This is a genomic window from Halomonas cerina (genome assembly GCF_014192215.1).
GTDB lineage: Bacteria > Pseudomonadota > Gammaproteobacteria > Pseudomonadales > Halomonadaceae > Halomonas > Halomonas cerina.
In genome coordinates this window covers 191,708-203,889 of sequence record NZ_JACHXP010000004.1, presented here as the reverse complement: position 1 = coordinate 203,889, position 12,182 = coordinate 191,708, and the positions used below count along the sequence as shown (strand labels likewise).

The following is a 12,182-nucleotide window of genomic DNA, read 5'->3' as shown; positions in this document are numbered from 1 at the left end:
CGCTCAGCGTCGGCCGAGCGCCAGCAGCAGGGCGCCCTGAGTGACGCCGAAGAACAGGTCGAACAGCGCCAGCAGCAGAAATTGTGGATAGAGCAGGGTGAAGAAGGCGACCCCGGCGAAGCGCGCCAGCACCGTGAGCACGGCGACGACCCGATAGCGAAAAGGATCGAGGGCGGCGGGCAGGTAGAACAGGCTGAGCAGGATCAGCAGCCAGCCCGCGAAGGCGGGCCACACCGTCTCCGTCACCGGTACTCCCCCTACCAGCATGATCACTGTATTGGGCACGAAGACCGCGGGCACCGCCAGGGCCAGGTTGGCGGCCACGCCCAGCAGCACCATGGTCCGGAATCCTGTCGCATAGCCGCCCTGTGTCACGCGTCCTCCTTGGGCCCCGGAAACCGGGGCGCGACATTGAGGGGGGTGAAACGCTGTGCTAAAGGTTAGTTGTCACTTGCAGCATGGTCACGTTCATCCTTCAAGGGTGAAGTCTCTCGGCTTCAGGTGGCCCAGGGTTGGCAGGGTCGCCGAGTCCCCGTCCCGCCCGTTGGCATCGACGGCACTATCCAGGGAGGAGTCCCATGTTCGGTCAACGCGGCAGCGGCCTGCTCGGTCGACTCTTTCGACGCATCAACCGGCGCCGCCAGTGGCACCAGTTTCCCTTCCTCATCGCCGTGCTGAACCTGGTCGCCCTGCGCGGCAACCTGCGCTGGCACAACCTCCACGACACTGAGCGTGAGCGCCCGTCGGCCCCCGACAAGGATGATTTCGATGTCCGCGGCTGCCGCACCGCGGACGGCAGCTACAACGACCTAGCGTCGCCGTCGATGGGCAAGGCCCATACCCGCTTCGGCCGCAACGTACCGATCGCCGAGACCTTCGGCGAGACCGGCGAGGCGCTGATGACGCCGAGCCCGCGGGTGGTGAGCCGGCGGCTGATGACCCGCGAGAGCTTCACCCCGGCGACCACCCTCAACGTCCTGGTGCCCGCCTGGCTGCAGTTCATGGTCCATGACTGGTTCAGCCACGGCGGCAACGACACCGAGGCGACCCCCCACGAGATTCCCCTCGATAAGGATGACGACTGGCCTTGGGAGCGTATGACCGTGCTGCGCTCCCGTGGGGATTCGACCCGCGGCGCCGCCGACGAGGGTTTCCCGGCGACCTTCCTCAACACCGAGACCCAGTGGTGGGACGGCTCCCAGCTCTACGGCAGCAGCCGCAAGCGCCAGCGCCTAGTGCGCTGCGACCCCGAAAGCGGCGAGCTGCTGCCCGACGGCAAGCTCTACCTCAGGCCCGACGGTCATCTGCCCCTGGACGAGCACAGCATCGAACTGGCAGGCGTCAACGGCAACTGGTGGGTGGGGCTGTCGCTGATGCATACCCTGTTCGTGCGCGAGCACAATGCCATCGTCGACCGGCTACGCATCGAGTACCCGGACCGGGACGGCGAATGGCTGTTCCAGAAGGCCCGCCTGATCAACGCCGCCCTGATCGCCAAGATCCACACCGTGGAGTGGACACCGGCGCTGCTCGATACCCCGGAGCTACGCTTCGGCATGCGCGCCAACTGGTGGGGGGTGCTCGACGAGCACTTCTACCGCAGCCGCGGCCGAGTCAGCGACAGTGAACTGCTCAGCGGCATCGTCGGCTCGCCGGCGGACCACCACGCCGCGCCCTACGCCATCACCGAGGAGTTTACCGCCGTCTACCGCATGCACCCGCTGGTCCCCGACGACTTCAGCTTTCGGCGCTCGGCGGATGACGGCCCACTCAAGGAATGTGGGCTGACCGACGTGGCCGGCGCACAGGTCCAGACCCTGTATGAGGAGGTATCGCTGGCCGATGCGCTTTATTCGCTGGCCACCAGCCACCCCGGGGCGCTGGTGCTGCACAATTTCCCGCGCCACCTGCAGCAGCATGCCAAACAGGCCCCTCATGGCCGAACCATCGACCTGGCGACCATCGATGTGCTGCGCGATCGCGAGCGTGGGGTGCCGCGCTACTGCCGCTTTCGCCGGCTGATCGACATGCCGGCGCCGGCGAGCTTCGCCGAGCTCACCGACAACCCCGAATGGCAGCGCGAGCTGGAGGCGGTCTACGGTGACGTAGAGCAGGTCGACCTGCTGACCGGCTGCCTCGCCGAGACGCCACCGCCCGGCTTCGCTTTCAGTGATACCGCCTTCCGGATCTTCATCCTGATGGCCTCCCGGCGTCTCAAGAGCGACCGCTTCTTCACCGACGACTACACCCCCGAGGTCTATACCCGGGCGGGCATGGAGTGGATCGACAACAACAGCCTGCGTACGGTGATCACGCGCCACTTCCCGGCACTGACGCCGCGGATGGCCGGGGTACGCAACGTCTTCTTTCCGTGGTCACGCGGCTAGCCCGCATGGATAGGGGGGAACCATGGCCAGGCGCCTGAGCATTCCCGGTCTCGTCAACCTGCTGGAGGTGAGCGATGCTCGGGAGATCCGCCGGCTGGATGCTGAGCCGCGCCTCGACCGCCACCTGGCACCCGGCGGCAGGCTGATCAATCGCCTGCGCCTGGCTCGCCTGCGTCAGGCCTTCCTGTTCGACGGCCAGGCGCTGCCCGCCCTGCTGGCCCGAGCGGCCGAAGGCCGCGAAGCCCGCCACGCCACGTTGGGCCGACGGCTCGATGAGCAAGCCCAGGCGGCAGCCTGGCGCCAGGATACCGCCTTCGAACCCTTGGCGGCGGTGGTGGCGGGCCGGGCCGAGGCCGAGACGCTGGGGCCCGCCGCCCAGGGGCTGCTGGGACGACTGTTCGTGGACGACTACCGTGCCGACGCAGCGAGTTATGCGGCCGCCCGGCGGCTCGACGCCTATCCGCGAGTGAACGCCCTGCGCGCGCTGGGCCAACTGCTCAGTGGACGCCTGCGCCGGGCCCGGCGATTGCTGTATGCGCGCGCCCAAGGCGATCCGCTGGCCCTGCACGCCACCGGCATCGCCGTGCATAACCTGGTGGCGTCGCTGACCGCGATGCGCGCGCTGGCCGCCACGCCCCAGGCGCACAGCCTGCCGATCTCGGCGGTGCTTGGCCGCTGTCTCAGTCCACCGGAAACGCTGCTGCGTCAGGTGCAGGCGCCGTTGTCGACGCCCTGCTCGCCGCGCCGGCTGACACCCGGCGACCTGGTGGTACTGCGCCTGGCGGGCGCCGCTCGGGCGAGCGGCGATCGGGACCTGGCCTTCATGGCCGATAGCTGGGCACACTGCCCGGCCCAGCGCTTCATCCTGGCACTGCTGGCGGCGATCTGGGAGCAGGCCATGGCGACACGGCGTGGAGGGCGAGGCACATGAGCGACGATGTGATCTTCACGCCGCTGACATGGCGCAATATCACGATCAAGAACCGCCTGCTGCGCTCGAACGTCTCCGGGCGCTTCGACAACGAGGACGGCAGCCTGACCCAGACCCGCATCAACTGGGAGTGCCGCTTTGCCCGCGGCGGGGTGGGGGCCATCCTCTCCTCCTTCGTGCCGGTACAGATGGAGGGGCGCATCGTCGCCGGCTATGCCACCATCCACCGCGACGACTTCATCCCCCTCTGGCAGCGCCTCGGCGAGGCGGTGCACCGCTTCGACTGCCGGTACATCCTGCAGCTCAGCCACTCCGGCCGGCAGATGGACCTGCCCGGGGTGCACAACCAGCACCGCCGAGCGCTGAGTTCGACCGACCACAAGGAGTCGCTCCACGGCTTTTTGTGCCGGGCGATGACCGGGCATGAGATCGAACGCACCGTCGAGGCCTTCGCCCGCGGCGCCTGGCGCGCTCGGGAGGCGGGACTCGATGGCGTGGAGCTTCACGCCGCCAACGGCTACCTGTTCACTCAGTTTTTGAGCTCGGCCATCAACGACCGGCGCGACCGCTATGGCGGCTCACTGATGAACCGGGCGCGCTTCCTGCTGGAGGTGATCGAGGCGATCCGTGACCGGGTGGGATCCGATTTCCATCTGCAGGTCAAGCTCAGCGCCGTCGATCACAACGATGTGCTGCCCTGGGAGGGCAAGGGCAATACCCTGGCGGAGACCGTCAAGGTGTGCCAGTGGGTAGAGACCGCGGGGGCCGACGCCCTGCATGTCTCGCTGGGTAGCCTCTTTCCCCATCCCCTGAACCCGCCGGGGGATTTCCCCTTCGAGACCATCACCACTACCTACGACACCATGCTCTCCGCCGGCGTCGACACCTTCCGCAACTACCTGCTGTTCCGTTACCCGGCGCTACGCGGGATCTTTCGCTGGTTGTGGTTCCGCCATCGGCGGGGCCGGGAGGTGGAGGGCATCGGCCTAGACGAGGCACGGGCCATCCGCGCGGCGGTAGGCATCCCGGTGATCAGCACCGGTGGTTACCAGCGCGCCTCCCGAGTACGCGAGGCCATCGAATCCGGCGCCTGCGACGCGGTCTCCAGTGCCCGGGCGCTGATCGCCAACCCCGACCTGCCTCGCCGGTGGCAGGCAGGCCTCGACGCGCCGGAGAACCCCTGCACTTTCTGCAACAAGTGCCTGCTCAATGCACCCAAGAACCCCCTGGGCTGCTATGAGCTCGACCGCTTCGACGGCGATCATGCGCGCATGATCGAGACCCTGATGGCCATCTACGACACTCGGCCCGAGCTGCAGCTGCCGCCGGTGCCACCCTCGCACACGCCCTGAGGCTGCCATGAGACATCAGGAGCCCCCCGTCACCGCCGTGCAGCAGGCGTTACGCCGTCGACGTCGGCGGCGGCTTCCCTTGACCCTGCTGGCGCTGGCTGTGGTACTGGCCGGCGTGCTGGTCCTGGCGATCGGTCTGCCCACTTTGTGGCGCTACAGCGGCGAGTCGGTGCGCCACTACGCCGACCCGGAAACCCACTTCTGGCACGGCTCCATCGGCAGCGAGCCGGCAAGCGGCCTGCCGGTGCGCCTATGGCGGGTATTGCCCGAACTCTTCCCCGAGACGCTGGGCGAGGAGGGCTATGCGGTCTTCGGCTTTCTCTATGCGCCGGGCGACAGTCTCGCGGCGGGCGACCTGCCCATCGGCGTGGGCACTCGCGAGGTGCGTGGGGTGGAGCTTGGCTGGCTCAACTGCGCGGTGTGCCACACCGGGACGGTGCGCCACTCCCCTGAGGCGCAGCCGCGACTGATCTCGGGCATGCCCGCCAACCATCTCGACCTCTACGGTTTCATCACTTTCTTGATGGACATCGCCGATGATCCGCGGCTGGCGCCGGAGCCTGTCTTCCAGGCAATGGAATCTCAGGGACAAGAACTCGGTTGGATCGAGCGTCTGATCTGGCGACATGTGGTGCTGCCGCGCGTGCGCGAGGGATTGCTGGAGACCCGGGCGATGCTCGGCCCGCTGCTGGCCGTGCAGCCGTCCTGGGGCCCGGGGCGGGTGGACACCTTCAACCCCTACAAGCTGATCCAGTTCGACATGGCCGTCGATGACCTGACAAAGGCGGAACGCATCGGCACCGCGGACTTCCCGTCGATCTTTCTGCAGCGTCCCCGCCAGGGCATGGACCTGCACTGGGATGGCAACAACGCCTCGCTGCAGGAGCGCAACCTGAGCGCCGCCCTGGGCGCCGGCGTCACCGAGGAGAGCGTCGACCATGTGGCCATCGAGCGGGTGGCCGACTGGCTGCTCGACCTCGCGCCGCCGGCGAGTCCCTACCAGCCCGATCCCGCGCGCGTGACGGCCGGCAAGGCACTTTATATGCGCCACTGCGCCGACTGTCACGGTTACCAGGAGGGCGAGCGCTTCGTCTTCGAGGGCGAGCGGCTGGGCACGGTGCTGTCCAACGACGTGCTCAACGCCGATCCGGCACGCCTTGACAGCTACACCGAGACGCTGCGCCGCGACCAGCTCACCCTGTTCGCCGATGACGAGCGCTACCGCTTCCGCCACTTCCGCAAGACCGACGGCTACGCCAACCAGCCGCTCGACGGGCTGTGGCTGCGGGCCCCTTACCTGCATAACGGCTCGGTGCCGACCCTGCATGATCTGCTGCTGCCGCCGGCGGAGCGCCCGGTGGCCTTCGTGCGCGGCCTGGACGTGCTGGACGGCACGAAGGGTGGCTTCGTGGCCCCCGCCTGCACGCCCGGGGAGCCCCTCGAGAAGGGCTTCTGCTTCGACACCCGCCTGCCCGGTAACGGCAACCAGGGCCACGTTTACGGCACCGGGTTGACAGCGGAAGAGCGGGCGGTGCTGCTCGACTATCTATTGACCTTCTGACGCTAACGTTTCGCGCTGACGCCTCTGGCCAGGGAGTACCAACATGCCGACCTCACACGACACCTTCCGGAGCTTTCGGCGAGTGATGCAGGTGGGCATCGCCCTCAATGTGCTGTTCGGCCTGTGGCTGTGGTGGTGGCCCGCGAGCCTGCTCGGGATCCTCGGTGCCGGGGTGCCCTACCCCCTGACCTGGGTCCGCTACACCGGCCTGGCCATGCTGGTGGTTGGCCTGCTCTACCTGCCGGCTGCCCTGGCCCCGTTGCATAACCGCCTGGTGGCGCTGCTGTCGATCCTGTTCCGGGGGGTGTTCGCGCTGTTCTTCCTGTTCGCCGCGGGGCTCTTGTGGCTGCCGGCGCTGTACGAGGCGCTGCTGGCCGTGCTGCAAGGCATCACCTTCTGGCGGGCCTGGCGAGCGGACCTGATGGCCAAGCCCTAGGAGCCGTCGGCCCAGAGAGCACCGAAAGGTCGCGACAGGCTAGCCTTTCGACCATGGGAGGAGACAGGATGCAGCATATCCTGGAGGCTGTCAGGCGTGAGGCGACGGACATCGAGAAGGAGGCGATGATCGCGGCCGATGCGCATTTCCTGGCGGGCTGGCGCTGGGGCAAGGTGCACCTGATGCTGGGTATACCGTCGACCATTCTCGCCGCCGTGGCGGGCGTTTCGGCGTTCTCGGAACTGCCGGCCCCGCTCACCGCGGGCGTCGCCATGCTGGTGGCCGCCCTCTCGGCATTGAGTACCTTCCTGAGTCCTGGCGACCGGGCCGGCGCTCATCGTGCCGCCAGCACCACCTTCAGCGATATCCGGCGAGCCGCCAGCCTGCTGCGCGATGTCGATCTGCCGCTGGTGAAGGAGGGCGACGAGGCGGCTGCCCGGGACTTGGCCGGCTACCTGAAGGAGTTGGCCCAGAGGATCACGGAGGCGGAGCAGCATGCCCCACCCATCAGTGCCACCGCCAAGCTGAAGGCCGAGAAGCGTTACCGCCAGCAGCACATGACAGGGGAGGAGGCGTAAGGCTCCATGTATAGAGGGGCCCAAAAGGATAATATGAACAATGAACTCGCCAAGGTCAGGAGAGCGGCTGTCGTGGCGGTCATCGTGGCGGACGGACGGGTGCTGGTGATACAGCGTGGTCACCAGGTTCCGGGTGCGGACTACTGGGCCCCGCCATCTGGCAAAGTCAAGGCCGATGAGGACCAGGCCACCACCGTGGTCAGGGAGGTGAAAGAGGAAGTCGGCTTGACGGTTAGACCGTTACGCCTAGTGTGGGAATGTGGCGCGGATGGCGCGGACTACGATCTCTACTGGTGGCTGGCTGTGCCGGCCGATGCATCGTTGCAAATGCGATTGGCAGTCGATGAAGTCGCCGCGGCGAAATGGATTCGTCCCGAGGCCTTCAGTCAGTTGGGCCGCACCTTTCCTCGGGGGCGGGAGTTTTTCCGGGACATATTGCCGACCCTACCCGAATGGAGAGATCTGGCCGAAGGCGCAGAAGACGTGCACTCTTGACTTCAGCGGCTTGCCACCCTGCAAGGCCGCCAGCAGCACATTGGCCAGCCGTGTTCAGCTGGTACCCTCAAAAGCATTCTCCTCCTCAGGCGCGTCAGCGCGAAGGGAAGGGTGGATGTCAATCTGATATACTTGCCGTCACGATAGAGGCACTTGGAGACCCGATGGATACGGAATTGAATGATTTCGAGCAGAATATGCGCCGGGAGATCGATGCCTTCCTCAAGCCCGAGAAGGGCACCGAGGCGAAGGCGAGCAGGCCGGCCCGGCGCACTGCCTCCCCGCGACCGGCGCCCAGGGACGCCAAGGCGATGAAGACCGGCCATGTCGTCAGGCTGGCCGTGCGCACCAAGCAACTCGAGCTGGATACCGTCTTCGAGCATCATTCCACCAGTATCTCGAAGCTCGAGGCTCAACTGGAGGCCGAGAAGGCCGCCCGGCAAGCCGGCTATCCCATCATCGGCTATGTCATCGAGACCCGTCGCCTCTAGAGACGCCGCCAGGGAGGGCATCGGTGAAGATCACCCAGCTGAACATCTATCCGGTCAAGTCGCTGCGCGGTATCCCCCTGGACCGAGCGGAGGTCGGGCCTTGGGGCCTGATCCATGACCGTAACTGGATGGTGGTCGACGATATCGGCCGTTTCGTTACCCAGCGCCAGCTGCCGCACATGGCCCGTATCGAGGTGCGTCTCGAGGCCGACGCGCTGGTGCTAGACCACCCCGAAGCGACGTCGCTGCGCCTCTCGCTGTCCCGCGATGATCAGCCCCGCCTGCCGGTCTACGTCTGGGACGACCTGTGCGAGGCGCTGGACGAGGGGCCCGAGGCGGCCGCGTGGCTCGGCGGCGTGCTGGGGGATTATCAGGGCAGCGGCCTGCGACTGGTGCGGCTGGCACCGGACCATCGCCGCCGGGTCGAGCCACGCTTCCTGCAGCCCGGCGAGACGCCCCATACGGCCTTTGCCGATGGCTATCCTTTTTTGGTGACCGCCGAAGCCTCGCTGGCCGAGGTGAACCGGATGCTCGAGCGCAAGGGCCTGGTCCCGGTGCCCATGGCGCGTTTCCGACCCAACATCGTGGTGGAGGGTGCCGCGCCCTTCGCCGAGGACGGCTGGACGAGTCTGGCCACCCACGACGGCGCGGTCCGCCTGGGCCTGCGCAAGCCCTGCCAGCGCTGCAAGATCACCACCGTGGATCAGGCCACCGGCGAGATCGCCGTGCCCGGCGAGCCGCTGCGCACCCTGGTGGAGATGGCCACCCGCCCGGCGCCCGGCGGCTACTTCGGCCAGAACGCCATCCTGCTCGCCGGCGAGGGGCTGACGCTGCGCCTCGGCGACACCCTGACCCCCTTCCCGGCCTGAGCCGCGACGGCCACGAGAGAATCCTCCGCGCTGCCGTTCCCGCGGGCCATCCGGGGTCGACTATGCTGATGGCATAGGGAACCGAGGACGGAGGCAGGCCATGCTGGGCGCCATTGCCGGCGATATCATCGGCTCGGTGCATGAGGGGGCCGGGACCAAGCGCCGCGACTTCCCGCTGTTCACCCCTGAGAGCACCTTCACCGACGACACCGTGCTGAGCGTGGCGGTGGCCGAGGTGCTGCTCGAGGGTGGGGACTTCGTCGACGCCTTCCACGACTATTACCACCGCTACCCGGATGCTGGCTTCGGCGGCATCTTCCGTCAGTGGGCAGCGGGCCGCGCGCGCGACCCCTACCACAGCTTCGGCAACGGCTCGGCCATGCGCGTCGGTCCGGTGGGCTTCGCCGCCGGCTCCCTGGATGACGCCTTGGTGCTGGCCCGGCGCAGTGCCGAGGTGACCCACGACCACCCCGACGGCATCCGCGGTGCCCAGGCCGTGGCGGCCGTCATCTATCTGGCCCGGGCGGGGGCCACCAAGCCCGAGATTCTCACCGAGGTAGAGGGGCGCTTCGGCTATGACCTCTCGGCCAGCCTTGACGACATTCGGCCCGGCTACCGCTTCGATGTCACCTGCCGTGGCTCGGTGCCCCAGGCTATCATCGCCTTCCTGGAGGCCGACGGCGTCGAGGCGGCCATCCGCAATGCCGTTTCCCTGGGTGGCGACGCCGATACCCTGGCCTGTATGGCGGGCGGCATGGCCGAGGCCTTTCATGGCGGCGTGCCGACCCCGATCGCCGAGGAGGCCCTATCGCGCCTCGAGCCCGATCTACGGCGTGTCGTCGAGGCTTTCAGGGCGCGCTTCGCGCTGCCGTGAGGGAAGGGCTGTGCTAGCTTCAGAGTACGGGTCGCAGGTGCCCTGATCTCAAGATCTCTGGACGCAAGAGCACGGGCGTCAAGCGCGGGCCCCTTGCCCTGCCCTTGGCCTCTGCCTCGCCAGGAGGTGTGTCATGCTGTTCATCACCAATCGCCTGCCCCGCCAGAGCATTCGTACCCGGCTTAACCGCAACTTCGACTTCGACCTGGCCAATAACGCCGCCAGCAACTCGGTATTCTTCTGCGAGCGACTGGGCCTCGAGGTCTACGAGGAGCTCGGCCACCAGGCCTTCCTGCAACGGCTCAAGGACAGCAAGCACCGCCAGTTGCTGTTCTTCATCCACGGCTTCTCCAACCTGCCCGAGGATGTCTTCGCCGCCACCCATGAACTCCAGACGCTGTGCGAGGCCGCCGAGCCGAAGGAGGTCCTCGTGGTTCCGGTCATCTGGCCCTGCGACAACGACCTGGGCATCGTCAAGGACTACTGGGATGACCAGGAATCCGCCGACCTCAGCGGCTTTTCCTTCGCCCGGGTACTGCAGAAGTTCCTGCACTGGCGGGAGACCCTCCAGTTCGATGAGCAGGAGGTGCCCTGCCTCAAGCGCATCAACGTGCTGGCGCACTCCATGGGCAACCGGGTACTGCGCGAGACCCTGCGCGCCTGGGACAAGTACCACCTGCCCGGCGGCGTGCCGCTGCTCTTCCGCAATACCTTCCTGGTCGCCGCCGATATCGTCAATGAGTCGCTGCAGGTGGGGGGACCGGGCGAGCTGATCTGTCATGCCTCGCGCAATGTCACCGTCTACTTCGCCTCGGACGACCTGGCGCTGCGGGCCAGCAAGGCCTCGAACCTGAAGCATCGCATCGCTTCGCGGCGCCTGGGGCATACCGGGCCGGAAGACATGCTGTTGACCCCGCGCAACGTCTATGCCGTCGACTGCGACGATGTGAACACCCTCTATGACTACCCGAAAGGACACACCTACTTCCGCTCCGGGGAGCGCATCGGTGAGCCCGGGGTGGTCTTTTTGCACCTGTTCGCCGCCCTGCGCACGGGGCGCGTCTTCCCCGACGACGAGACGCGGCGCATGACCATCCTGAAGGCCTGAGACCCCCGTTCCAGACGCCCGGCGAGGCCTGCCGCCGGTCGCCGATCCCGTCAGCCGGGTTGGGAAAAGGAAGAGATCCCCCGGTCTGCATCGCTCAGGGCTTGGCGGCCTGCACGTGCATCCAGTCGAAGTTGCGCGTGCGGCCGAGGCTGACCCAGCCCTCTTCCTCCCAGATTTGCCACCAGGTGTCGTACTCCGCCCCGGCCAGGTGGGCACGGTCACGCCCCCACTTGAGCTTGTTGTGGGCCGGATCCCAGTCGATGGCGATTCCCCAGGCGTGGGTGGACCAGGCGGTGCCGCCTCGCTTGCGACGCTTGTTATAGCAGCCACCGTAGCGATGCAGGCCCAGTTCCATGAGCCGTTCGGGGCCGTAGTGGTCGTACACCCTGTCGAGGACCCGCGCCAGGCTGTCGGCGACCCGCTCGTGGCAGCCGATGCCGGTAGGGCAGGTGTTGAGGTCCCAGGCCAGGGCCAGCTTCCAGGGACAGGGCACCACCACCATCGGGGGCTTGCGGGTCGGCGAACCCAGCACCTGCCGTAGCTCGGCTTCCCTGGGCCAGCCGTTGGGATTGACATCTAGCGGTGTCTGGTCACGCCAGGGCACGGGCGGCTTGCCGGTCCGGTGGATCGTGGCCAGGACATCCGCGGCGTATTCCGTCTGCGGCCCCCACAGGCCGTCCAGGGGGCCGACCTCGATCTTGCGTTCCCGACAGGCCAGCTGCAGGCAGACCACCGTGCGTCGTCGGTCGCTCCAGGTGCCGGCGTCCTCCGGCAAGGTGTCGGCATGGGCTTCTAGGGTGGCGCCCACGGCAGCGCGGGTCCTGGGGCCGCGGATACCGTCGAGTTTGCCGCTGTAGGTGCCATTCTCGCGAAGGTACTGCTGGAGGGTCCGGACGTCTGTCTTGTTCATTGTGACCTCCTCCTGTGCGGGTGTCGGCGCTTGGGTCACCGTGGCGACGGCTCTCTCCTTGCAGTCTAGAGCCTGCGGGTGACTCCGCCAGGCAAGTTGGGAACGGGCCTGATACGACCTCCTTCTGGCCGATGCGCATGGCGTTCGGTGGGGAGCGAGCCTTCGGCCATTATTCGGCTGTGAATCCCGT

The 12,182-nt window shown here is 67.3% G+C and carries 13 protein-coding genes; 11 read left to right on the top strand and 2 right to left on the bottom strand.

The genetic code is table 11. The annotated features are described in order from the left end of the window. Positions 1 to 3: 3 nt before the first annotated feature. The gene (locus tag FHR94_RS05705; protein WP_183324663.1) at positions 4 to 375 is read right to left on the bottom strand and encodes a hypothetical protein; all 372 of its coding nucleotides are present in this window, start codon (positions 373 to 375) and stop codon (positions 4 to 6) included. Between the two features lie 203 nt (positions 376 to 578). Between FHR94_RS05705 and FHR94_RS05700 the strand changes: the two genes are divergently transcribed. The 11 genes from FHR94_RS05700 (at position 579) to FHR94_RS05650 (ending at position 11,082) form a co-directional block, all read left to right on the top strand. Continuing rightward, positions 579 to 2,387: a peroxidase family protein gene (locus tag FHR94_RS05700; protein WP_183324662.1), complete on the top strand. Its 1,809-nt coding sequence runs from the start codon at positions 579 to 581 to the stop codon at positions 2,385 to 2,387. A gap of 22 nt (positions 2,388 to 2,409) precedes the next feature. Next, complete coding sequence (locus tag FHR94_RS05695) at positions 2,410 to 3,318, top strand: hypothetical protein (RefSeq protein ID WP_183324661.1); 909 nt, start codon at positions 2,410 to 2,412, stop codon at positions 3,316 to 3,318. Then, positions 3,315 to 4,670 (top strand): NADH:flavin oxidoreductase, encoded by a 1,356-nt coding sequence (locus FHR94_RS05690; protein ID WP_183324660.1) that lies wholly within the window; start codon positions 3,315 to 3,317, stop codon positions 4,668 to 4,670. Before FHR94_RS05695 ends, FHR94_RS05690 begins: the two co-directional genes overlap by 4 nt. 7 nt (positions 4,671 to 4,677) lie before the next feature. Then, a complete protein-coding gene (locus FHR94_RS05685) occupies positions 4,678 to 6,231 on the top strand; it encodes a c-type cytochrome (RefSeq protein WP_183324659.1) in 1,554 nt (517 codons plus the stop codon). 43 nt (positions 6,232 to 6,274) lie between these two features. Next, complete coding sequence (locus FHR94_RS05680; protein WP_183324658.1) at positions 6,275 to 6,667, top strand: hypothetical protein; 393 nt, start codon at positions 6,275 to 6,277, stop codon at positions 6,665 to 6,667. A gap of 68 nt (positions 6,668 to 6,735) precedes the next feature. Continuing rightward, a complete protein-coding gene (locus FHR94_RS05675) occupies positions 6,736 to 7,245 on the top strand; it encodes an SLATT domain-containing protein (RefSeq protein ID WP_183324657.1) in 510 nt (169 codons plus the stop codon). Between the two features lie 33 nt (positions 7,246 to 7,278). Beyond that, a complete protein-coding gene (locus FHR94_RS05670; protein WP_183324656.1) occupies positions 7,279 to 7,740 on the top strand; it encodes an NUDIX hydrolase in 462 nt (153 codons plus the stop codon). Positions 7,741 to 7,904: 164 nt separating this feature from the next. Further along, a complete protein-coding gene (locus tag FHR94_RS05665; protein WP_183324655.1) occupies positions 7,905 to 8,231 on the top strand; it encodes a hypothetical protein in 327 nt (108 codons plus the stop codon). A 23-nt stretch (positions 8,232 to 8,254) separates the two neighbouring features. Next, positions 8,255 to 9,100 carry an MOSC N-terminal beta barrel domain-containing protein gene (locus FHR94_RS05660; protein ID WP_183324654.1) on the top strand — a complete coding sequence of 282 codons (846 nt, stop codon included), beginning with the start codon at positions 8,255 to 8,257 and terminating at the stop codon, positions 9,098 to 9,100. Between the two features lie 100 nt (positions 9,101 to 9,200). Further along, the gene (locus tag FHR94_RS05655) at positions 9,201 to 9,974 is read left to right on the top strand and encodes an ADP-ribosylglycohydrolase family protein (RefSeq protein ID WP_183324653.1); all 774 of its coding nucleotides are present in this window, start codon (positions 9,201 to 9,203) and stop codon (positions 9,972 to 9,974) included. A gap of 133 nt (positions 9,975 to 10,107) precedes the next feature. Next, entirely contained in the window at positions 10,108 to 11,082 is a 975-nt protein-coding gene (locus FHR94_RS05650; RefSeq protein ID WP_183324652.1) for an alpha/beta hydrolase, read from the top strand. 94 nt (positions 11,083 to 11,176) lie between these two features. Here the strand turns inward: FHR94_RS05650 and FHR94_RS05645 are convergent, their stop codons facing one another. After that, positions 11,177 to 11,992: a M15 family metallopeptidase gene (locus FHR94_RS05645; protein ID WP_183324651.1), complete on the bottom strand. Its 816-nt coding sequence runs from the start codon at positions 11,990 to 11,992 to the stop codon at positions 11,177 to 11,179. Positions 11,993 to 12,182 lie beyond the last annotated feature (190 nt).